General features: G+C 64.4%; 23 protein-coding genes. 14 read left to right on the top strand and 9 right to left on the bottom strand.

The genetic code is table 11. The features are described 5' to 3' along the window. A partial coding sequence (locus B2V21_RS07640; protein ID WP_286916506.1) for a S41 family peptidase occupies nt 1–1,032 on the top strand: 1,032 nt, incomplete at its 5' end. Nucleotide 1,033: 1 nt separating this feature from the next. Then, nucleotides 1,034–1,789: a divergent polysaccharide deacetylase family protein gene (locus tag B2V21_RS07645; RefSeq protein WP_286916507.1), complete on the top strand. Its 756-nt coding sequence runs from the start codon at nt 1,034–1,036 to the stop codon at nt 1,787–1,789. A gap of 17 nt (nt 1,790–1,806) precedes the next feature. Here the strand turns inward: B2V21_RS07645 and B2V21_RS07650 are convergent, their stop codons facing one another. The 7 genes from B2V21_RS07650 to B2V21_RS07680 all read right to left on the bottom strand — a co-directional run bounded on the left by B2V21_RS07650 (nt 1,807) and on the right by B2V21_RS07680 (nt 10,567). Further along, nucleotides 1,807–2,565: a substrate-binding periplasmic protein gene (locus B2V21_RS07650; protein WP_286916508.1), complete on the bottom strand. Its 759-nt coding sequence runs from the start codon at nt 2,563–2,565 to the stop codon at nt 1,807–1,809. 87 nt (nt 2,566–2,652) lie between these two features. Continuing rightward, nucleotides 2,653–3,108, bottom strand: coding sequence for a chemotaxis protein CheW (locus B2V21_RS07655; RefSeq protein WP_056844458.1), 456 nt, complete (start codon nt 3,106–3,108; stop codon nt 2,653–2,655). Further along, nucleotides 3,101–7,090, bottom strand: a complete 3,990-nt coding sequence (locus tag B2V21_RS07660) for a response regulator (protein WP_376787040.1) — start codon at nt 7,088–7,090, stop codon at nt 3,101–3,103. Before B2V21_RS07660 ends, B2V21_RS07655 begins: the two co-directional genes overlap by 8 nt. 2 nt (nt 7,091–7,092) lie before the next feature. After that, nucleotides 7,093–9,150 carry a methyl-accepting chemotaxis protein gene (locus B2V21_RS07665; RefSeq protein WP_049861708.1) on the bottom strand — a complete coding sequence of 686 codons (2,058 nt, stop codon included), beginning with the start codon at nt 9,148–9,150 and terminating at the stop codon, nt 7,093–7,095. A gap of 58 nt (nt 9,151–9,208) precedes the next feature. After that, nucleotides 9,209–9,748, bottom strand: coding sequence for a chemotaxis protein CheW (locus B2V21_RS07670; protein ID WP_056844460.1), 540 nt, complete (start codon nt 9,746–9,748; stop codon nt 9,209–9,211). A 9-nt stretch (nt 9,749–9,757) separates the two neighbouring features. Beyond that, nucleotides 9,758–10,123, bottom strand: coding sequence for a twitching motility response regulator PilH (gene pilH / locus B2V21_RS07675; RefSeq protein ID WP_049861745.1), 366 nt, complete (start codon nt 10,121–10,123; stop codon nt 9,758–9,760). Nucleotides 10,124–10,177: 54 nt separating this feature from the next. After that, entirely contained in the window at nt 10,178–10,567 is a 390-nt protein-coding gene (locus B2V21_RS07680; protein ID WP_049861706.1) for a response regulator transcription factor, read from the bottom strand. Nucleotides 10,568–10,786: 219 nt separating this feature from the next. On the opposite strand from B2V21_RS07680, the gene gshB reads away from it, so the two are divergent. From gshB to B2V21_RS07715, 7 genes are all read left to right on the top strand, one after another. Continuing rightward, complete coding sequence (gene gshB / locus B2V21_RS07685; RefSeq protein WP_049861705.1) at nt 10,787–11,740, top strand: glutathione synthase; 954 nt, start codon at nt 10,787–10,789, stop codon at nt 11,738–11,740. An 89-nt stretch (nt 11,741–11,829) separates the two neighbouring features. Beyond that, on the top strand, nt 11,830–12,735 hold the full coding sequence (locus B2V21_RS07690; protein WP_049861704.1) for an energy transducer TonB: 906 nt from the start codon (nt 11,830–11,832) through the stop codon (nt 12,733–12,735). A 61-nt stretch (nt 12,736–12,796) separates the two neighbouring features. After that, nucleotides 12,797–13,366 carry a YqgE/AlgH family protein gene (locus B2V21_RS07695; RefSeq protein ID WP_049861703.1) on the top strand — a complete coding sequence of 190 codons (570 nt, stop codon included), beginning with the start codon at nt 12,797–12,799 and terminating at the stop codon, nt 13,364–13,366. Then, nucleotides 13,366–13,806: a Holliday junction resolvase RuvX gene (gene ruvX, locus B2V21_RS07700; protein ID WP_049861702.1), complete on the top strand. Its 441-nt coding sequence runs from the start codon at nt 13,366–13,368 to the stop codon at nt 13,804–13,806. The genes B2V21_RS07695 and ruvX overlap by 1 nt, the downstream gene beginning before the upstream one ends. Nucleotides 13,807–14,023: 217 nt before the next feature. Continuing rightward, on the top strand, nt 14,024–14,542 hold the full coding sequence (gene pyrR, locus B2V21_RS07705) for a bifunctional pyr operon transcriptional regulator/uracil phosphoribosyltransferase PyrR (RefSeq protein ID WP_049861700.1): 519 nt from the start codon (nt 14,024–14,026) through the stop codon (nt 14,540–14,542). Between the two features lie 11 nt (nt 14,543–14,553). Then, entirely contained in the window at nt 14,554–15,558 is a 1,005-nt protein-coding gene (locus tag B2V21_RS07710) for an aspartate carbamoyltransferase catalytic subunit (RefSeq protein WP_049861699.1), read from the top strand. After that, on the top strand, nt 15,555–16,826 hold the full coding sequence (locus B2V21_RS07715) for a dihydroorotase (protein ID WP_286916509.1): 1,272 nt from the start codon (nt 15,555–15,557) through the stop codon (nt 16,824–16,826). Before B2V21_RS07710 ends, B2V21_RS07715 begins: the two co-directional genes overlap by 4 nt. A 119-nt stretch (nt 16,827–16,945) precedes the next feature. Here the strand turns inward: B2V21_RS07715 and B2V21_RS07720 are convergent, their stop codons facing one another. Beyond that, entirely contained in the window at nt 16,946–17,353 is a 408-nt protein-coding gene (locus B2V21_RS07720; protein ID WP_049861697.1) for an NINE protein, read from the bottom strand. A 249-nt stretch (nt 17,354–17,602) separates the two neighbouring features. Here B2V21_RS07720 and B2V21_RS07725 point away from each other — a divergent pair, with 249 nt between their 5' ends. Beyond that, on the top strand, nt 17,603–18,238 hold the full coding sequence (locus B2V21_RS07725) for a C40 family peptidase (protein ID WP_049861696.1): 636 nt from the start codon (nt 17,603–17,605) through the stop codon (nt 18,236–18,238). Here the strand turns inward: B2V21_RS07725 and B2V21_RS07730 are convergent, their stop codons facing one another. Further along, on the bottom strand, nt 18,239–19,273 hold the full coding sequence (locus tag B2V21_RS07730; protein WP_286916510.1) for a type IV pilus twitching motility protein PilT: 1,035 nt from the start codon (nt 19,271–19,273) through the stop codon (nt 18,239–18,241). It lies immediately after the preceding gene. Between the two features lie 66 nt (nt 19,274–19,339). Here B2V21_RS07730 and B2V21_RS07735 point away from each other — a divergent pair, with 66 nt between their 5' ends. The 4 genes from B2V21_RS07735 to metX all read left to right on the top strand — a co-directional run. Beyond that, nucleotides 19,340–20,080, top strand: a complete 741-nt coding sequence (locus B2V21_RS07735; protein ID WP_286916511.1) for a YggS family pyridoxal phosphate-dependent enzyme — start codon at nt 19,340–19,342, stop codon at nt 20,078–20,080. Continuing rightward, a complete protein-coding gene (proC, locus tag B2V21_RS07740) occupies nt 20,077–20,898 on the top strand; it encodes a pyrroline-5-carboxylate reductase (RefSeq protein WP_090355597.1) in 822 nt (273 codons plus the stop codon). The genes B2V21_RS07735 and proC overlap by 4 nt, the downstream gene beginning before the upstream one ends. 9 nt (nt 20,899–20,907) lie before the next feature. Continuing rightward, the gene (locus tag B2V21_RS07745) at nt 20,908–21,498 is read left to right on the top strand and encodes a YggT family protein (RefSeq protein ID WP_049861693.1); all 591 of its coding nucleotides are present in this window, start codon (nt 20,908–20,910) and stop codon (nt 21,496–21,498) included. A gap of 151 nt (nt 21,499–21,649) precedes the next feature. Next, nucleotides 21,650–22,523 (top strand): homoserine O-acetyltransferase MetX (gene metX / locus B2V21_RS07750; RefSeq protein ID WP_286916512.1); only part of this gene is annotated, 874 nt, incomplete at its 3' end.

Below are 22,523 nucleotides of genomic sequence, written 5' to 3' on the forward strand. Positions count from 1 at the left end.
GAGCTGCAGGAAAGCACCAGCGGCGAGTTCGGCGGCCTGGGCATCGAAGTGGGCAGCGACAACGGCATGATCAAGGTGGTCTCGCCCATCGACGATACGCCAGCCTCCAAGGCCGGCATCGAGGCGGGCGACCTGATCGTCAAGATCAACAACCAGCCCACCCAGGGCCTGAGCATGACCGAGGCCGTCGACCTGATGCGCGGCAAGCTCGGCGAGAAGATCACCCTGACCTTGGTGCGCGACGGTGGCACGCCCTTCGACGTGACGCTTGCGCGCGCCACCATCCAGGTCAAGAGCGTCAAGGCGCAATTGCTGGAAAACGGCTATGGCTACCTGCGCATCACCCAGTTCCAGGTGAAAACCGGCGAAGAAGTCGGCAAGGCCCTGGCGAAACTGCGCAAGGACAACAACGGCAAGCTCAAGGGGCTGATCCTCGACCTGCGCAACAACCCAGGCGGCGTGCTGCAAAGCGCGGTGGAAGTGGCCGACCACTTCCTGACCAAGGGCCTGATCGTGTACACCAAGGGCCGTATCGCCAACTCGGAACTGCGCTTCTCCGCCGACCCGGCAGACGCCAGCGAGCGCGTGCCTCTGGTCGTGCTGATCAACGGCGGCAGCGCCTCGGCGGCGGAAATCGTTGCCGGTGCGTTGCAGGACCAGAAGCGCGGCATCCTCATGGGCACCGACAGCTTCGGCAAGGGCTCGGTGCAGACCGTGCTGCCGCTGAACAACGACCGCGCCCTGAAGATCACCACGGCGTTGTACTACACGCCCAATGGTCGCTCGATCCAGGCCCAGGGCATCGTGCCGGACGTCGAAGTGCGCCAGGGCAAGGTGACCCGCGACGCCGATACCGAAAGCTTCAAGGAAGCCGACCTGCAGGGTCACCTCGGCAACGGCAACGGTGGCGCCGACCGGCCTTCGGGCAAGACAGCGATCGGCGCCCGCAAGGCGCGGCCGCAGGACGACGACTTCCAGATCAGCCAGGCGCTCAGCCTGCTCAAGGGCCTGAGCGTGACGCGCGGCAACTGACATGCGCCGCGTTCTGTTGCTGGCCATGTTGCTGCTGACGGCCGCACCGGCCTTCGCCGGTCCGGCCTACCTGAGCCTGATCATCGACGACCTTGGCCAGTCACCTGCCCGAGACAGTCGCACCCTGGCCCTGCCCGGTCCGGTGACCCTGGCGATCATGCCCGATACCCCGCATGCGGCCGATTTCGCTCGTCAGGCGCACAAGGCCGGCAAGACTGTGATGGTGCACATGCCCATGGACCCGGCGACCGGCCCGTTCGCCTGGCGTCCCGACATGCCTGCCAGTGAATTGCTCGGCCGCCTGCAGGCTGCATTGCGGGCCGTGCCCTATGCCGCCGGCCTGAACAACCACGAAGGCAGCCGCATGACGTCGCAGCCCGAGGCCATGGCCCTCCTGATGAACGAATTGCAGCAACACGGCATGTTCTTCGTCGACAGCCGTACCAGCGCAGCCACCGTGGCCGCCGCCAAGGCCCAGAGCATTGGCCTGGCCAGCCTGTCGCGGGATGTCTTCCTGGACGATACGCGTACCGTCGAGGCCATCGCTGGCCAGCTCGAGAAAGCCATTGCCTTGGCGCACAAGCAAGGCACGGTGGTGATCATCGGCCACCCGTATCCACAGACCCTGGAAGTGCTGGAGCGCGAGTTACCGCGCTTGAAGGCCAAGGGGGTGGAGTGGATACCGGTCCGGCAGATGATCGGCGAGCGCGGCAACCGCGCGACGGCCGCTCACGGCAAGGGTGGGATCTACCACTGATCCACGCTTGCCGAGTGTCATAGATACTTGGCGAAGACCCGATCGACCACGCCTTCGCGACGCATGTCATCGAGCGCTCGCTGCAGGCGCTCGACCACCTCCGGCGGCGTCTCCTTGTTCAGCGCCAGGAACAGCTCGGCGCTATTGAAACGCAGCACCGTCTTGAGCCCATTGATCCCTTCCAGACGAGCCAGGTAGCGACCCGCCGGGTCACCCGTGGCCCACAGGTCGATCTGCCCGTCGAGCAGCTTGCGCGCGTTGTCCTGGTCGCGCAGCGCGAGGATCGGACGCATGTCCCGCTCGGCCAGGCTTTGCGCGATGGCATCGCCCTTGTAGGCGCCGATCCGATACGGCCGGGCCTGGTCGAGATTTTCCAAGGTGATCGGACTGTCCGCCCGGGCCAGCATGATCCAGTCATCCGGCCCCAGGGGGCCAACCCACTTGAAGGACTGTTCGCGCTCGGGCAGACGCGCGGTGACGAACACCCCATAACCGGGATTGTTCAGGGCCAGCTTGTAGATACGGTCCCAGGGAAAGCGCAGGGTCATACTGTAGGGAATCCCGGCACGCCGATACATTTCCTGCACCAACTCGGTCGCGATCCCGCGAATGTTGTCTTCCTGAGCGAAGTTCTTGTCGTTGCTGGCCATGTTGTAGGGCGGAAAATTCTCGGTCAGCAACACCATCGAGTAGCCCGCCGGAACTTCGGCGCGCACGGCACTGCCACTGAACAGCGCAGCACAGAAGGCGAAGGCGAGAAAGGTGCGGTCGAGCATTACGAGGTCTCTGCAGCAATGACAATGGCCAGAGTGCCGGGCGCATCGACCGCTGTAAAGCGCTGCAACGATTACGCGACAATGTGTCTACAACGCGCTGTGCAGCAGGTTTTCCAGAGCGGCCAGGTCCGGCACCCGGGCCACGGTTTCGCCGACCTGCACGGCGGCCATTTCCAGCGGCTTGAGCGGCACGTCCACGTAGCTCAACTGACTGTCGACCCGGCACGAGCGAGGCACGTGCTGGATCAACACGGCGATGAAACGCATCGAGGTTTCGCCCAAGGCGTTGAGCACGACGATGCGTGCGCGCTCGCCGATCACCGCCTCGCCGCCACTGGCGGCCTCGAAGCTGACCAGCGGCAGGCGCAGGTTGCGCCACTCGATCATCCCCAGGTGCCAACGCGGGGCTCCCAGCACCGGCTCGCCGGGCAGGTAGTCGATCAGCTCGGCCACCGCCACGTTGGGCAGCAGCAGATTGCGGTCGGCAAGGGGCAGCATCAGCGCGGTGAGGCTGTCGCGGCGACCGATCGCCCGGTCAAGCATGGGAGTCACCCCAGCGTTCGATGCATTCGAGCAACTGATTCTCCTGATAGGGCTTGCCCAGGTATTCGTTGACGCCAATGGCCATCGCCCGCTCACGATGCTTCTGCCCGGTGCGTGACGTGATCATGATGATGGGCAGATCCTTGAGCGTAGGATGCTGGCGAACCCGGCGCGCCACTTCGAAACCGTCCATGCGCGGCATCTCGATGTCCAGCAGGAGAATGTCGGGGCTGTACTCCTGCAGCAGCGCCATGGCATCGACCCCATCCTTGGCCGTCAGCACCTGCATGCCGTGGCGCTCCAGCAGGCGGCTGGTGACCTTGCGCACGGTCACCGAGTCGTCCACCACCAGTACCTGCAAGCGCCGCACCTGCGCGCCGTGCTGGTAGCCGGTACGGGGCACGTGCACCCCCTGGCGGGCCCGCAGCTGCGCCAGCAGATCTAGAATCAGGACCACGCTGCCATCGCCGAGAATGGTCGCCCCACCCAGGCCTGGTACCGCTGCGAACTGAGTGCCCAGGCTCTTCACCACGATTTCGCGGGAGCCGGCCAGGGCATCGACCTGTACCGCCACCTGCTGATCGAAGGCGCGCACCAGCAGTACCGGCAAAGGCTGGCTTTGCGCGGTCAGCGAGGGCACGGCAAGCCCATGCAGCAAGGTACCCAGGTAGCGCAGGTCGTAGACCCGCCCGGCGTAGCCGTAGCGCGGTGGAGCGGATTGGTAGGCGTCGTGCAACTCGCCGGGCAAGACCCGCACGATGCCCTCGATGCTGTTCAGCGGGATCGCGTACTGTTCCTCACCGCACTGCACCATCAAGGCACGGTTGACCGACACAGTGAACGGCAGGCGAATCTGGAACCGTGCGCCCTGCCCTGGCCGCGAGTCGATACTCATGGCGCCGCCCAACTGCTTGACCTCTTCATGGACCACGTCCATGCCCAGGCCCCGGCCGGAAATCTGTGTGACCTTGGTGGCCGTGGAGAAACCGGGTTGCAGGATGAACTGCAGCACGTCGTGATCGCTGAGCTCGCTGTGCGGATCCAGCAAGCCGCGCTTGATCGCCTTGGCCCGCACCGCAGCCAGGGGCACCCCGGCACCGTCGTCACTCATTTCGATGACGATGTCGCCGCCCTGGTGCAGCAAGGCCAGGCGAATGTGCCCCACGGCGGGCTTGCCGGCCGCCATTCGCATCTCGACCGGCTCCAGGCCATGGTCGACGGCGTTGCGCAGCATGTGTTCGAGCGGCGCGATCATGCGCTCCAGCACACTGCGGTCCATCTCGCCCTGGGCCTCGCTGACTTCGAACTCGACCTCCTTGCCCAACTCCTCGGCGACCTGCCGCACCACCCGCTGCAAGCGCGGCACCAGGCGCTCGAACGGCACCATGCGCGTACGCATCAGGCCTTCCTGCAACTGGCTGTCGACCCGCGCCTGCTGCTGCAGCAAGGTCTGCGCCTCCAGGTTGCGTCCGGCCAGGGTTTCCTTGAGGTCGAGCAGGTCCGACGCGGATTCGAACAAGGCGCGTGACAGCTGCTGCAACTGCGAATGACGATCCATTTCCAATGGGTCGAAATCTTCGTAACCCTGGCCCTCCACCTGCTGGCGGCTGAGGATGCGGCTTTGGGTTTCGGTGTCCAGACGGCGCAACTGGTCGCGCATGCGTTCGATGGTGGTTTCCATTTCCTGCAACGCCACCTGCGCGTCATTGACCTGCTGTTCGATGCGCCCGCGAAAGATGGATGTCTCGCCAGCCAGGTTGCCCAGCTCGTCGAGCAGCTCGGCGCCGACCTTGATCACATCGACCGGACCACGCTCCGCCGCCACCGGTTCGCCAGCCGCAGGCTTGGGCAGGTTGGCAGGCGCTGGCTCACTGCCCGTAGCGAACTCGGCGATCGCGGCAATCAGCTTCCCGGCCGCGGGCAAGGGTTGCCCGGAGCGAACCGCATCGAGCATCTGCGCCAGACGGTCGTGACCTTTGTGCAGCAAGCCGAACAACTGCGTCGAGGCCTGCAGCTGGCCTTGAGAGATGCGTTCGTAGACCGATTCCAGTTCATGGGCCAGATCGCCCAGCGGACCGATCTCCACCATCCGCGCCCCGCCCTTGAGTGTGTGCAGGTCGCGCAGCAGGTTTTCCGCTTCGAGGTGGTTGGCGGGCTCGGCCTGCCAGCGCAGAAGCGCAGCGCCGGCGCTTTCGACGATGTCCAGGCCTTCTTCGATGAAGATACTCAACAACTCGCCGTCGTCGGCGTCCTCGGCCTCGCTGTCAGCGTCCGACTCGCTCAGCCAGCGCCGCTGGGTCTGTTCAATCGATTCTTCGTCGCCAGCGTTGGCAACCCCGCTGCCAAGCCGGGCGAGATCGATCATCGCTCCACCGTCGCGCGGCACTACGCCCATGGCGTGCGGATCCAGAGACCCCTGCAGCAACGTGCGCAGGGCGCGCACGTGGATGGGCTGCGCCTTGACCTCCTGGCCTGCGGCCAACTGGTCGAGCATGCCGATCATGGCTTCCTGGGCCTGCTCGGCTTCCTGGAAAAAGCCGGGACTGACACTCAGGCTGCTTTCTTCGACCGCACCGTAGAGGTCGAGCAAGGCCTCGCACAGCTCGTCGAGCGCTTGCACATCGGTCAATTGCGCCTGTTCGCCCAACAGCGTCAGTTGGTCGAGCAGAATCGGCAATTCCTGGCGGCTGTCCGGCTGCTGCTGCCAGCGCTGCAGCAGACGCTCGGCATCGAGCAGAATATCCATGCCCTCGTCCAGCAGCCGCTCGATCAGTTGCGGCGCATGGACCTGCCTGGCATCGCCTTGCGCCTGCACGCCCTGCAGACGCTCGGCGGTGCGTTCCTGCACGCTTTGGATCAATTCGGCGGCGCCAGGGATGGGTGTCAATGGCTGCGTGGGCAACTGCAGCAGCTTCTGCCGCATCAGATAGTGGGCGTCGCCCAGCAGGCTCAACTCCCGGGCCTGGAACGGTAGCCGGTGGGCACGCAGCTCGCGGGCCATGACGTCGAACGCGGTGGCCAACTCGGCCAACGGCGTGACACCAGCCACCAGCGCACTGCCCTTGAGCGTGTGCAAGGCCCGCTGCAACTCGTCGGTGATCGCTACATCGCTGCCCTGCTCGTCCAGCGCGAGAAACCGCTCGACACCGCTCAGGTGGCTCAAGGCTTCACTGTGAAAGATCTCGAGCAGTTGCGTATCCAGCGGTTCGGGCTCCAGGCCCCGCTCGGCCGCTGGCGTGCCGAGGGGCTCGGCTTGCGGCGCCGTCATTGCCAACGCCGCCTCAGCTACTTCCAACACAGCCTCATGGGCCAGTTGCGGTGTCTCGCTGGTGCGCTGCAGATAGTCCTCGACGGCTGCCAGGCCGGTCACGACCCGTTCCCAGGAAGCCTGCGGGCCGGCCAGCAGGCTGTCTTGAACAGCTTGGTTGCAAGCCTGCAGCACTGCAGCCGCCCGGGGCAGCGCCAGCATGACCAGGGCGCCGCGCAACTGCGTCAGCAGCGGGGCCAGTGCCTGCAGGCGTGGCAGATCCCATTGCCCGTCGGTGGAGTCGGTCAGGACATCCCTGGCCTCCTGCAGCCCGAAACGGGTTTCGCGCATCACCACCTGGCGAATCTGCATCAGGTCAGTGCTGGACGCCTGCGGCTCGTCGCGCCCGGGAGCATCATTGGGGCCGGCCATGCCAGCCAATGTGGACTCGACATAGAGCAGGGCTCCGGCGACGTCCATCAACACCGCGTCGTTGGGTTCGCGCGTGCCCTGCATCAGACCCTGAATGACTGCCAACTGATCGATGATCACCTTGCGAGGCTGACCGAAACCCAGCACCGCCAAGGCGTCGGCAATCTGCCGCAAAGGTGCCATCAGGGCGTTCAGTTCCTGGGTGTACTCGCGCCCGCCGCGCACGAACAGGTCCAGCTGCGACTTGACCTTGAGCAACTCCTCGCACAAGGCCGGGAGTACGTATTCGTGCCGTTCAGCCATGATCACTCCGGGTTCGCATCGGGGCTGGGCGCAGGCAGGGTGAAGCCGGACACCGAACGGCGCATCTCGCTGGCCATCTGCGCCAGGTTGCCAATGCTTTCAGCCGTGGCACTGGAGCCTGAGGACGTCTGCTCGGTGATCTGCTGGATCACCGACATGGTGTGCGAGATCTGCCCTGCCGAACTGGTCTGCTGCTGGGCCGCGCTGGAAATGATCTGGATCAGCTCGGCCAGATCCTGGGATACGCCTTCGATCTCTTCCAGGGCAATGCCAGCATCGTGGGCCAGGCGCGCACCGCGCACCACCTCGAAGGTGGTCTGTTCCATGGAAGTGACCGCCTCATTGGTGTCGGCCTGGATCGCCCGCACCAGCGTCTCGATCTGCCGGGTCGCGGAGGACGAGCGCTCGGCCAGGCGCTGCACTTCATCCGCCACCACAGCAAAACCACGACCGGCCTCGCCCGCCATGGAAGCCTGGATCGCCGCGTTCAGGGCGAGAATGCTGGTCTGGTCGGCAATGTCGTCGATCAGGCTGACGATGTGACCGATCTCCTGGGACGATTCACCCAGCCGTTTGATGCGCTTGGCCGTGTCCTGAATCTGCTCGCGAATGTTGTCCATGCCCTGGATGGTGTTGTTCACCACCTCGCTGCCCTTGTTGGCGATGGTTACCGAACGGTCGGCGACCTTGGCCGATTCCCACGCGTTGGTCGACACCCGGTCGATCGACTGGGCCATGTCGCTGATCGCCACCGACGCATCGCTGATCTGCTGCGCCTGATGCCCCGACGCACGTGCCAGTTGGTGGGCAGTGGCCTGGGTGTCCTGGACGGCAGTCGCCACTTCTTCGGCGGTCAGGTTGATGGTGGCGACCAAGTCGCGCAGCTGGTCGATGGAGTGATTGATCGAGTCGGCAATGGCACCGGTGAATTCTTCGGTGACCGAGGCGGTCACGGTCAGGTCGCCATCGGCCAACCCGCCGATCTCGTCGAGCAGGCGCATGATCGCGGCCTGATTGCGCTCGCTTTTCTCGGCGGTCTGGCGCAACTGCCGCTTGGTTTCTCGCACCATCACCAGCGCGATCAGAATGATCGAAGCCAACGCCAACAGGCCGAGGATATAGCCTCCGACCGTGCCGGCAGAACGGCCGTTGGCCAGGTTCTCGAAGCCGCTGGCCAGGCGCGAGGCTTCTTCGAGCAGGGTCTGCGACTGGTTGAAGATGTTGCTGGCCGAAGCCCGCACCTGAAACAGTTCGGGCGAGGTTTCCAGGATCTCGTCGACGCTGCCCGAGACGAACTGGAACAGCTCGGCGATCTCGCGCAAACGGGCACGCGCTTCCGGGTCCTGCACCTGGGTCACCCGGATCAGCGCATTGCCGTCGAGCATGCCGCCCAGCACCTGACCGAAGCGGTTGGCGTCGCGACCAAAGCTCTCCGCTGCCTGGGCCGCGCTTTCATCGCCGGACAGCACCGTGTTGACGGCCCCCAGAATGCGCTCGGCCAGCAGCGACTGACGTTGCGCCACGGCCACTTGGCTGGCAGGCGCTGCCCCGCGCAGCAGGGTGTCGACGACCTTGTCGTATTCGACCTGCAGCTGCGGCACCGTTTCGGCCAGGGTCGCGGCCACCTGGTGCAGCGACAACACGGTCTGTTCGCTGGCCAGGATGGCATCGGCATTCTGTCGCAACTCGTCCCAGTCACGCTGCACCAGGCGCATCTGCTCACGCATCGCCGCGGGGGCAGCAGGCAGCCCGGTGGCGCTGTCGCCTTCCTTGAGAAAGCCCCAGCGCCGCTCGAAATCGTTGCGCGCATCCGCCAGCAGCTTGAACGCTGCGGTCTTGCCGGCGGCGGCCTCGGTGGCGTTCTTGGCGATGCGCTGAGACAACACGCGCAACTCGCCAGCATGGCCGATGTACTGCTTGTCGTAGGTGGACTGGGTGTTGAGGTAGGTGAAGTTGGCGAACAACAACACGATGAAGATCACCAGGGCTACGAACAGCCCGATGATCTGCGCACCGGCTCGGGAGCCCAGCAGGGAATTGCCTGGCCAGCGCTTGATCATCGCGCGGGCCTGCGCATGAAGAACTCGGTGCAAAAGATGGAGATACGCATAGGCATGGTCAGAGTGCTACATCCAGAAAAACGCGGGCTTGTACCAGGCGGTCCGGGCTGAACACGCACCAGCGGTGTTCACGCACGAAGTGCCCTTGCAGGAACGGCACGGCCGCAGGGAGTGCCGTGTCAGGCACTGAAGGCTCGTGGCTGGCCGAACCGAAGTGCTGCAGGCCGGCCACTTCGTCCACCAGCAGGCCGACGAAGATGTCCGCGCGGTCCACCACCAATACCCGGTGCTGTTTGCGCTGCGGCGACAGGGCATGGCCAAAGAAGCCGCCCAGGTCGATGACCGGCAGCAGGCGCCCACGCAGATTCGACACACCCACGACCCAAGGCCTGACGCCCGGTAGGCGGGTACTGCGGGGTTCGGGCAGCACTTCGGCGACCTCGCCCATCGGCGCGACGTACCAGTGCCCGGCCAGGCGAAAGCCAATGCCGCTCCACGTCTGCAGACGCAGTTCCTGAGAAGGCAATTCGGCGGCCAGCAAACGGCAGCGCTGGTCGATATCCAGCAGCAGGTCGAATGCGGTGCGTGACTCCAGCATCGGCGCGGGTCAACCGGCCAGTACGGTGTTCAACGTCTGGATCAGGGTCTCCTCATCCACCGGCTTGGTCAGGTAGCCCTTGGCGCCCTGACGGGTGCCCCAGACCTTATCGGTTTCCTGATCCTTGGTAGTGATCATGATCACCGGAATGCCCACGGTTTCTTCATCCTTATGCAACTGGCGTGTCGCCTGGAAGCCGTTCAGGCCCGGCATGACGATATCCATCAGGACCGCGTCGGGCTTTTCCTGCCGGGCCAGGGCCACGCCATCGGCACCGTTCTGAGCCTTGAGCACTTCATGACCGTGCTTTTCCAGCATGCCGGTGAGTTTGTAGGTTTCCGTCTGCGAATCATCGACGATCAGGATTCGAGCCATGCTGTTCCCCATGCGGTGAAGACCCTGGCACGCGCCAGGGCCGGACATCGTTCGCTACGCGGCGAAACCCGGCACATGGGCACGGATCGCGGCGAGCAGTTCTTGCTTGCTGAAAGGCTTGGTCAGAAATTGATCCGAGCCTGCGGTGCGGCCGCAGGCCTTGTCGAACAGGCCATCACGCGACGACAACATCACGACCGGAATCGCACTGAAGTCACTGTTGCTCTTGAGCAGCGTGCAGGTCTGGTAGCCATCCAGGCGCGGCATCATGACATCGATGAAGATGATATCGGGACGCTCGTCGACGATCTTGGCCAAGGCGTCGAAACCATCGAGGGCCGTGATCACCTGGCAGCCTGCCTGTTCGAGCAACAGCTCGGCGGTGCGACGAATCGTCTTGGAGTCGTCGATCACCATGATCTTGAAGGCGTCAGGCGTTTTCATGGAGGCTCTGGTGTGCGATTTTTCCGATGGGCCCATTCGCGGGCAGACGGCTCGCGAAAGGGCCATCCGGCCAATAGAGATGCCCGAGCCTTTTTAGCACACTCTCCCACGGCGTTCCATGGCCGCTGCCCCTTGACCTGCGGGCCACGCGGCGCCACCCTGACGCCACTTTCCAAGACCCATTCGCAAGCGGCACGTCCCGCGTACAGGAGCTACCCCATGAGCGTTCGCCTCGGCATTGTCATGGACCCGATCGCCAACATCTCCTACAAGAAGGACAGCTCGCTGGCCATGCTGCTGGCCGCACAGGCGCGTGGCTGGTCGCTGTTCCACATGGAAATCCAGGACCTGTATCAAGGCCAGGGCCAGGCCCGCGCCCGGATGCGTCCGCTCAAGGTCTTCGCCGATCCGCAGCACTGGTTCGAGTTCGAGTCGGAATTCGACGCACCGCTGGCCGATCTCGACGTCATCCTGATGCGCAAGGACCCACCCTTCGATCTCGAATTCGTCTACAGCACCTACCTGCTCGAACAAGCCGAAGCCGCTGGCGTGCTGGTGGTGAACAAGCCGCAGAGCCTGCGCGACTGCAATGAGAAGATGTTCGCCACGCTGTTCCCGCAACTGACTCCGCCCACGCTGGTCAGCCGCCGCGCCGACATCCTGCGCGAGTTCGCTGCCGAGCATGGCGACGTCATTCTCAAGCCGCTGGACGGCATGGGCGGCACCTCGATCTTCCGCCATCGGGTGGGCGACCCGAACCTGTCGGTGATCCTCGAAACCCTGACGGCCATGGGCACCCAACAGATCATGGCGCAGCGCTACCTGCCGGCGATCAAGGACGGTGACAAGCGCATCCTGATGATCGACGGCGAGCCGGTGCCGTACTGCCTGGCGCGCATTCCGGCCAGCGGTGAAACCCGCGGCAACCTGGCCGCCGGTGGTCGCGGCGAAGCGCGCCCGCTGAGCGACAAGGACCGCTGGATCGCCGAACAGGTCGGCCCGTCGCTGCGCGCCAGGGGCCTGCTGTTCGTCGGCCTGGACGTGATCGGTGAGCACCTGACCGAAATCAACGTCACCAGCCCCACCTGCATTCGCGAAATCGACGCGGCTTTCGGCACCGATATCGGTGGCCAATTGATGGAAGCCATCGATCGCAAGCTCAAGGCACGCTGACCCTACGTCCCTGCTACGGGTTATGATGCACGCCCTTTCAGTTGCCGGGCGCGCATCGTCGCCCGGGTTGCATGCCTGCCGGATTCTTCATGACGCTGCCCGCCGACCTCCCTGCTGAACTGACCCGCATCGGTGCTCGCCCTGCGGATCGGCTGGGTTTTACCCTGTTTCTTGCGGCATTGCTGCACGTTGCCCTGATCGCCGGGGTGGGCTTCGGCATCCAGCCACCGACTCAGATCAGCAAGACGCTGGAAGTGACCCTGGCACCGCTCAAGAGCCAGACCGCGCCCAAGGATGCGGACTTTCTGGCCCAGGACAACCAGCAGGGCAGCGGCACCCTGGACAAGAAGGCGGTGCCCAAGACCACCGAAGTGGCGCCCTTCCAGGACGACAAGATCAACAAGGTGACGCCACCGCCCGCGCCCAAGCCGGTCACCCAGCCCGAGCCTGCGCCGGTCAAGAAGGCCATCGCCACCACGGCGCCCAAACCCGTGAAGACCGAGGCGCGACCGCCGCCGGTCAAGCCCGAGCCCAAGCCCAAGGCCGCCACCCCCGAATTCGACAGCTCGCAGCTGTCCAGCGAGATCGCCAGCCTGGAAGCCGAGCTGTCCCATGAACAGCAGGCCTACGCCAAGCGCCCGCGCATCCACCGCTTGAGTGCGGCCTCGACCATGCGCGACAAGGGCGCCTGGTACAAGGACGACTGGCGCAAGAAGGTCGAACGCATCGGCAACCTCAATTACCCCGACGAAGCGCGGCGCCAGCAGATCTACGGCAGCCTGCGCCTGATGGTCTCGATCAACAGCGACGGGTCGCTCTACGAGGTGCTGGTGCTGGAGTCGTCCGGCCAGCCGCTGCTCGACCAGGCCGCTCAGCGCATCGTACGCCTGGCTGCGCCGTTCGCACCGTTTACCGGCGATCTGGCCGACGTCGATCGCCTGGAGATCATCCGTACCTGGCGCTTCGCCAAGGGCGACCGTCTGCAAAGCAACTGAAGCGGATGAAACTGTGCCCCCACGCTTGTCAGGCCGACGAGGCAACGCCACACTACAAAGTATGAAAAACCTCGAAACCAGCTACCTCAGGAACCAGTTCCTGATCGCCATGCCACACATGGCGGACCCCAATTTCGCCCATACCTTGACCTACATCGTCGAGCACACGCCCAATGGCGCGATGGGCCTGGTGGTGAATCGCCTGCAGGACCTGAACCTGGCGGATATACTCGAGCAACTGCGACCGGAAACCGAACCCGCAGCCTCCTGCCAACAGGTGCCGATCTACAATGGCGGACCGGTGCAGACCGACCGCGGTTTCGTCCTGCACCCCAGCGGCCCGGTGTTCCAGGCCACGGTGGACCTGGGCGAGGTTTCGCTGTCCACCTCCCAGGACATCCTGTTCGCCATCGCCGACGGCGAAGGCCCCGCGCAAAGCCTGATCACCCTGGGTTACGCGGGCTGGGAAGCCGGCCAGCTGGAGGCCGAGCTGGCCGACAACGCCTGGCTGACCTGCCCGTTCGACCCCGACATCCTGTTCAACACCGACAGCGAGCAGCGCCTTGGCGCCGCCGCCGCACGCCTGGGCATCAATCTCAGTTTGCTCACCAGCCAGGCGGGTCACGCCTGATGGCCGCCCCCAGACTGCTGCTCGGCGTCGACTACGGCACCAAGCAGATCGGCTTCGCGGTGGGCCAGGTGATCACCGGCCAGGCGCGCGAACTGTGCACCCTGAAGGCCCAGAACGGGGTGCCTGACTGGACTCGTGTCGAAGCGCTGATCAAGGAGTGGCAGCCGGACGCCATCGTCGTCGGCCTGCCGTTGAACATGGACGGCAGCCCCAGCGAAATGAGCGAGCGCGCGGAAAAGTTCGCCCGCCGCCTGAACGGCCGTTTCAACATCCCGGTGCACACCCACGACGAACGCCTGACCACCTTCGAAGCCAAGGGCGAACGCATGGCCCGCGGTGGCCAGCGTGGTAGCTACCGTGACAACCCGGTCGATGCCATCGCTGCCAAGTTGCTGTTGCAAGGCTGGCTGGAGGCCAACGCGCTGGGTGACAACGCCTGAAGATGACAGCCGCCGTACCCCAGCCCCCTGTAGCAGCGGCGCAAGCCGCGTCCGGCCTCGACGCATTTTTCCAGATACACCGCCCGTCCGGCCTCGACGCATTCTTCCAGATACACCGCACGACCACCGACGCGGCTTGCGCCGCTGCTACAGGTGGGGTGCAAGCCGCGCCACGTTGCACCCCTCTCTTCGGACGATCTCTACCACAGGAGCACACATGAGCCTTCCCAACCCGGCCGAGCTGATCGGCGCGATGGCAGTCGACCTCAAGGCCCATCTGGCCAGGCGCTCCATTGCAGAGCCACGCTACATCGGCATTCATAGCGGCGGTGTCTGGGTCGCTCAAGCGTTGCTGCAGGCCATGGACAGCGAAGCACCGCTGGGCACCCTGGACGTATCGTTCTACCGCGACGACTTCAGCCAGAACGGCCTGCACCCACAGGTACGGCCCTCGGCCCTGCCCTTCGAGATCGAGGGCCAGCATCTGGTGCTGATCGATGACGTGCTGATGAGCGGCCGCACCGTCCGCGCAGCTCTCAACGAGCTGTTCGACTACGGCCGCCCCGCCAGCGTGACCCTGGTCTGCCTGCTCGACCTGGACGCCGGCGAACTGCCGATTCGTCCCGACATCGTCGGCGCCACCCTGTCACTGGCCGCCCATGAGCGGGTAAAATTGCTCGGCCCGTCCCCGCTCGCCCTCGAGCGCCAGGACCTCGCTTCCGCCTCCAGCCTTTAAGAGCCCCCGCCATGACGCCTATCGACGCCAAGCGCCCGCTGCAGCTCAATGACCAGGGCCAGCTACGCCATTTTCTTTCCCTCGACGGCTTGTCCCGCGAACTGCTGACCGAAGTGCTCGACACGGCCGACTCGTTTCTGGAAGTCGGCGCGCGCGCGGTCAAGAAAGTCCCGCTGCTGCGCGGCAAGACCGTATGCAACGTGTTCTTCGAGAACTCCACGCGCACCCGCACCACCTTCGAACTGGCCGCCCAGCGCCTGTCCGCCGACGTGATTACCCTGAACGTGTCGACCTCCTCGACCAGCAAGGGTGAAACCCTGTTCGACACCCTGCGCAATCTCGAAGCGATGGCCGCCGACATGTTCGTCGTGCGCCATGCCGACTCCGGAGCCGCACACTTCATCGCCGAGCACGTCAGCCCGGAAGTGGCCATCATCAACGGTGGCGACGGCCGCCACGCCCACCCGACCCAGGGCATGCTCGACATGCTCACGATTCGTCGGCACAAGGGCGGCTTCGAGAACCTGTCGGTGGCGATCGTTGGCGACATCCTGCATTCGCGCGTGGCCCGCTCGAACATGATCGCACTCAAGACCCTGGGCTGCCGGGACATCCGCGTGATCGGGCCGAAGACGCTGCTGCCCGTGGGCGTCGAGCAATATGGCGTCAAGGTGTTCACCGACCTGGAACAGGGCCTCAAGGACGTCGACGTGGTGATCATGCTGCGCCTGCAGCGTGAACGCATGAGCGGCGGCCTGCTGCCCAGCGAAGGCGAGTTCTATCGGCTCTACGGCTTGACCACCGCACGCCTGGCTGGCGCCAAGCCCGATGCCATCGTCATGCACCCCGGACCGATCAACCGCGGCGTCGAGATCGAATCGGCCGTCGCCGACGGCCCCCATTCGGTAATTCTCAATCAAGTCACCTACGGCATCGCGGTCCGCATGGCGGTGCTGTCGATGGCCATGAGCGGGCAGACAGCCCAGCGTCAATTCGAGCAGGAGAACGCCCAGTGAGCCTCAGTATTCTTGGCGCCCGGGTGATCGACCCGGCCAGCGGCCTGGACCAGATCAGCGACCTGCACATCAGCCAGGGCCGGATCGTGGCGATCGGCGACGCACCCGCCGATTTCACCGCCAGCCAGCGCGTGGACGCCAGCGGTCTGGTCGCGGCCCCCGGCCTGGTCGACCTCAGCGTGTCGCTGCGCGAGCCCGGCTACAGCCGCAAAGGCACCATCGCGAGTGAAACCCGTGCCGCCGCGGCCGGTGGCGTTACCAGCCTGTGCTGCCCGCCGCTGACCAAACCGATTCTGGATACCTCGGCGGTAGCCGAACTGATTCTGGATCGCGCCCGCGAAGCCGGCCATGCCAAGGTGTTCCCGATCGGCGCCTTGAGCAAGGGCCTGGAAGGGGAGCAACTGGCCGAGCTGATCGCCCTGCGCGATGCCGGCTGCATTGCCTTTGGCAACGGCCTGAACAGTTTCGGCAACAATCGCACGCTGTGCCGCGCGCTGGAATATGCCGCCACGTTCGACCTGACCGTGATCTTCCATTCCCAGGACCGTGATCTGTCTGCGGGCGGGCTCGCCCACGATGGGCCGACCGCTGCCTTTCTAGGCCTGGCGGGCATTCCGGCCACTGCGGAAACCGTCGCCTTGGCGCGTGACCTGCTGCTGGTCGAGCAGAGCGGCGTGCGTGCGCACTTCAGCCAGTTGACCACCGCCCGCGGCGTGGAGCTGATCGAGCAGGCGCAGGCGTGCGGCTTGCCGGTCACGGCTGACGTGGCGCTGTACCAGTTGATTCTGACCGACGAAGCGTTGACCGGATTTTCCAGCCTGTACCACGTGCAACCACCACTGCGTTCGGTAGCGGATCGCGAAGGCCTGCGCGCGGCGGTGAAGAAGGGCGTGGTGCAGGCGATTGCCAGCCACCACCAGCCTCACGATCGCGACGCCAAGCTGGCGCCATTCGGTGCGACCGAGCCAGGCATCAGCAGTGTGGAACTGTTGTTGCCCTTGGCACTGACGTTGGTACAGGACGGCCTGCTCGACCTGCCGACCCTGCTGGCGCGCCTGGGTCAAGGCCCGGCCGACGCCATGCGGCTACCAGCAGGGCGCCTGCAGGTGGGCGCGGCGGCGGATCTGGTGCTGCTCGATGAAAACGTCTCGACGGTGGCCGGCGAGCGCTGGCTGTCCAAGGGCGCCAACTGTCCGTTCCTCGGTCACACCTTGCCGGGTGCCGTGCGTTACACCCTGGTGGACGGGCATATCAGCTTCAGTCACTGATACCGCAGCGCACCCTTCGCGGGCAGGGCGGCGTACCCTGTGGGAGCGGGCTCTGCCCGCGAAGGCCCCACCGCAATCTATCTGCTGGATCACAAACAAGCCCCATGGCCTGGCACCAGCTACCGACGCTGCGCGTTCTTCATCGACACCTGATCATTCAGGGTCCAGAAGTCATACAGCACCCCCACCAGAAACAATCCCCCGGTCAGCAGGTAGATCACACCCGTGATCCACTTGCCTTGGTACATGCGGTGCACACCGAACAAACCGAGGAACGTCAGCAACACCCACGCCACGTTGTAGTTGGTATCGCCGCTGTGAAAGCGCATGTCGGCCTGCCGGTCCATGGCCGGGATCAGGAACAGGTCGATGATCCAGCCGATACCGAACAGGCCCAGGGTGAAGAACCAGATCGTTCCGGTGACCGGCTTGCCGTAATAGAAGCGATGAGCGCCGGTGAAGCCCAAAATCCACAGCAGATAGCCCATGATCTTGCTGTGGGTATCATGGATCCGATAGGTGTTCATTCTCGATGCAAGTCCTCTGATATAAAAATTTTCTAAACAAATTTGTGACTTTTTTGTCCCGTCCCGACGTATGGCATTTCTGTGACCGACATCGGCTGAACCCTTGCAGCACCTGACTTGCGTGCCGCACAAAAGACAATTCTGCGCCGAAATGGTGCCATTTGCGACCTTCGAGCCTCGACCAGCGGATTAAAAACCCTACAAAAAGCTGTTATAAAGTCGCGCGCCTACCCATATGAGCCCTGCCGAATGCGTCCATTTTTCAAGACATGGCTGACCATCTGCCTATTATTGCCCCTGGCCGCCCACGCCACCAATCGTGAGCAACGACTTCCCGCTGGCTTCAATGGCTACACCGCCAAGCCGGCTTCCGAACAATCGCAACGTGCGCCACGCATCGTCGTGACCCGCCCCGCCGGTAACAACCAGGCCCTGGCCAAGGTCACCACCGTCAAGGTTGGCACCTCGGCCTCCAGGCAGAGCAGCGATGTACTCAGCCGCGCCGTCAACGTGCTCGGCACGCCCTATCGCTGGGGCGGCAGCAGCCCGAGCAAGGGTTTCGACTGCAGCGGTCTGGTCAAGTATGCCTTCAACGATGTGAAGGCCGTCGACTTGCCACGCACGTCCAACGCCATGGCCGCTGGCCACGGCATCAAGGTCGAGCGCAAGGACCTGAAGCCGGGTGACCTGGTGTTCTTCAACATCAAGAGCCGCAAGGTCAACCACGTTGCCATCTACCTGGGCAACGACCGCTTCATCCACGCCCCGCGCCGCGGCAAGGCCGTGACCATCGACACCTTGAAGAAGCCGTACTGGAACACCCACTACGCCGTCGCCAAGCGCGTCCTGCCCAAGGAACCTGCGCTGCGCATCGTGCAACGCTGATCAGAAGTTGTCCGGCGACTTGGCCTTTTCACGGGCCGAGTCGCGGCTGATGACACCTTGGGCCAGCAGGTTCTTCAGGCACATGTCCAACGTCTGCATGCCCAGCGACCCGCCCGTCTGAATCGATGAGTACATCTGCGCGACCTTGTCTTCGCGGATGAGGTTACGAATCGCCGGCGTACCGATCATGATTTCATGCGCCGCCACCCGCCCGCCGCCGATCTTCTTCAGCAGGGTCTGGGAAATCACCGCCTGCAGCGATTCGGACAGCATCGAACGCACCATCGACTTCTCTTCCGCCGGGAACACGTCGACCACCCGGTCGATGGTCTTCGCCGCCGACGTGGTGTGCAGCGTGCCGAACACCAGGTGCCCGGTCTCGGCCGCGGTCAAGGCCAGGCGTATGGTTTCCAGGTCACGCATCTCGCCTACCAGGATCACGTCCGGGTCTTCGCGCAGCGCCGAGCGCAAGGCGTGGGAGAAGCCCAGGGTGTCGCGATGCACCTCACGCTGGTTGACCAGGCACTTCTTCGACTCGTGGACGAATTCGATCGGATCCTCAACGGTCAGGATATGGTGGTGCTTGTTGCTGTTGAGGTAGTCAATCATGGCAGCCAGAGTGGTCGACTTGCCCGAACCGGTCGGCCCGGTGACCAGCACCAGCCCGCGCGGCACTTCGGTAATTTTGCGAAACACATCTCCCATGCCCAGGTCGTCCATGCTCAGCACCTTGGACGGAATGGTCCGGAACACCGCACTGGCGCCGCGGTTCTGGTTGAACGCGTTGACCCGAAAGCGCGCCACACCCGGCACCTCGAAGGAAAAGTCGGTTTCCAGGAACTCCTCGAAGTCCTTGCGCTGCTTGTCGTTCATGATGTCGTAGATCAGCGCCTGGACCTGTTTGTCGTCCAGCGCCGGCAAGTTGATGCGGCGCACGTCGCCATCCACCCGAATCATCGGCGGCAGGCCTGCGGACAGGTGCAGATCGGATGCGCCTTGTTTCGCACTGAAGGCCAACAGCTCGGTAATGTCCATGAGACTCCCCAAATACAGACAAGCAGGTAGAATGCCGCAGACCTGAAACCCGCCGGCACGAATTCAATGTCCACGATAGCAGACAACATTTCGCAAGTGAGTGCCCGAATCGCAGCCGCTGCCCGGCAGGCGCAGCGGGAGCCGAGCCAAGTCGGTCTGCTCGCGGTCAGCAAGACCAAGCCAGCCACGGCCATACGCGAGGCATTCGCTGCAGGTGTCCGCGATTTCGGCGAAAACTACCTGCAGGAAGCGCTGAGCAAACAGGAAGAACTTGTCGACCTGCCCTTGATCTGGCATTTCATCGGCCCCATTCAGTCGAACAAGACGCGTGCCATCGCCGAACACTTCGCCTGGGTACATTCCGTGGACCGCCTCAAGATCGCCCAACGGCTCAGCGAGCAGCGCCCGAGCACCCTGACGCCGCTCAATGTCTGCATTCAGGTCAACGTCAGCGGCGAGGCCAGCAAGTCCGGTTGCGCGCCGGACGACGTGCACGCCTTGGCCACCGCCATTGCGGCGCTGCCGAACCTGCACCTGCGTGGCCTGATGGCGATTCCGGAGCCCACCGATGACCCTGTTGCGCAGGACGACGCCTTTGCCCGCGTTCGCACGCTGCAACACGACCTGCAATTGCCGCTGGATACGTTATCCATGGGCATGAGCCACGACCTGGAGGCTGCCATCGCCCAGGGCGCCACCTGGGTGCGCATCGGCACGGCATTGTTCGGCGCCCGCGACTACGGCCAGCACACTCCACCAGCGGACACGAGCGTGGCCCCTTCACCTTTCACCAAGGATCCTTCATGAGCAAGACTCGTATTGCCTTCATCGGCGCCGGCAACATGGCCGCCAGCCTGATCGGCGGCCTGCGTGCGCAGGGTGTCGAAGCCAGCCACATCCGCGCCAGCGATCGCGGCGCCGAGCAGCGTGACAAGGTCGCGGCCGAACACGGCATCGACGTGTTCGCCGACAACGCCCAGGCGATAGAAGGGGTTGACGTCGTGGTGCTGGCGGTCAAGCCGCAGGGCATGAAAGAGGTCTGCCAGGCGCTGGCGCCCAGCCTCGCACCCGGTCAGCTGGTGGTCTCGATTGCCGCCGGCATCAACTGCGCCAGCCTGCAACGCTGGCTCGGCGAGCAACAGCCGATCGTGCGCTGCATGCCCAATACACCGTCACTGCTGCGCCAGGGCACCAGCGGCCTGTACGCCACCGCCGACGTCAACGCCGAACAACGCCAACAGGCCGAAGACCTGCTGGGCGCCGTCGGCCTGGCCCTGTGGCTGGACGAAGAACAGCAGTTGGATGCCGTCACCGCCGTGTCCGGCAGCGGCCCGGCGTACTTCTTCCTGCTGATCGAGGCCATGACCGCCGCCGGGGAAAAACTCGGCCTGCCCCACGAGACGGCAGCCAAGTTGACCTTGCAGACCGCGCTGGGCGCCGCACACATGGCGGTTGCCAGCGATGTCGATGCCGCCGAGCTGCGCCGTCGCGTCACGTCACCCGCCGGCACCACCGAGGCGGCCATCCAGTCATTCCAGTCCGAGGGTTTCGAAACCCTGGTGCAGAACGCCCTGAACGCGGCAGCCCGGCGCTCGGCCGAACTGGCCGAGCAGCTGGGTCAATAAGGAGCTTTCATGTACGGTCTCAATACTGCGGCAATCTATGTCGTGCAAACCCTGGGCAGTCTGTACCTGCTGATCATGCTGCTGCGCTTCGTGCTGCAACTGGTGCGTGCCGACTTCTACAACCCGCTCAGCCAGTTCATCGTGCGCGCCACACAGCCGCTGCTCAAACCGGTGCGGCGCATCATTCCCAGCCTGTTCGGGCTGGACATGTCCTCACTGCTGCTGGCCATCGTCATCCAGATGATCATCATGGCGCTGACCCTGCTGCTGGCCTACGGCACCACGGGCAACCCCCTTCAGTTGCTGGTGTGGGCGATCATCGGGGTGACGGCGCTGTTCCTGAAGATCTTCTTCTTCGCCATGATCATCAGCGTGATCCTCTCCTGGGTCGCGCCGCAGAGCCACAACCCCGGCGCCGAGCTGGTCAACCAGATCTGCGAACCGGCGCTGGCGCCGTTCCGGCGCATCGTGCCCAACCTGGGCGGCCTCGACATCTCGCCGATCCTGGCCTTCATGGTGCTCAAACTGCTGGACATGCTGGTCATCAACAACCTGGCCATGACCACCGGCATGCCGCAGATTCTGCGCCTGCTGATCTGACCGCTGCACGCCAGCTGCGCCAGCGCTCCTACGAGCGCTCGCGCAGCTGGCAAGCCTGCCTGCACACTCGCCTGTACCCCCGCCAAGCGCTGCTTGCCCCTCTGCCCTGCGCTCTTTAGACTTACGCCTCATTCAAGCGTGAGCAGGGTCGATGTCCACTGTCTTTCCCGATGATTGCGTCGGTCTGGTCGTTCCACAAATTGCCCACTTCAGCGAACCCCTGGCCCTGGCCTGCGGCCGGTCGCTGCCCGCCTACGACCTGATCTACGAGACCTACGGCCAGCTCAATGCCAGCGCCAGCAATGCGGTGCTGATCTGCCACGCGCTGTCGGGCCATCACCATGCAGCCGGTTATCACTCCACCGAAGACCGTAAGCCGGGCTGGTGGGACAGCTGCATCGGCCCCGGCAAGCCCATCGACACCAACCGCTTCTTCGTGGTCAGCCTGAACAACCTCGGCGGCTGCAACGGTTCCACCGGCCCCAGCAGCATCGATCCCGAGACCGGCAAGCCGTTCGGCGCCGATTTTCCGGTCCTGACCGTGGAAGACTGGGTGCACAGCCAGGCCTGTCTGGCGGACGCGCTGGGCATCGCCCAATGGGCGGCGGTGGTCGGTGGCAGTCTGGGCGGCATGCAGGCGCTGCAGTGGACCATCACCTACCCCGACCGCGTCCGCCACTGCCTGGCGATCGCTTCGGCGCCCAAGCTCAGCGCGCAGAACATCGCCTTCAACGAAGTGGCCCGCCAGGCCATCCTGTCCGACCCCGAATTCCATGGCGGCGATTTCCAGGCCCGTGGCGTGATTCCCAAACGCGGCCTGATGCTCGCGCGCATGGTCGGGCACATCACCTACCTGTCAGACGATTCGATGGGCGAGAAATTCGGCCGTGGCCTGAAGAGCGAGAAGCTCAACTATGACTTCCACAGCGTCGAGTTCCAGGTTGAAAGCTACCTGCGCTATCAGGGCGAGGAGTTTTCCGGTCGGTTCGATGCCAACACCTACCTGCTGATGACCAAGGCGCTGG

This window comes from Pseudomonas sp. UBA6276, assembly GCF_002438365.1.
Taxonomy (GTDB): domain Bacteria; phylum Pseudomonadota; class Gammaproteobacteria; order Pseudomonadales; family Pseudomonadaceae; genus Aquipseudomonas; species Aquipseudomonas coleopterorum.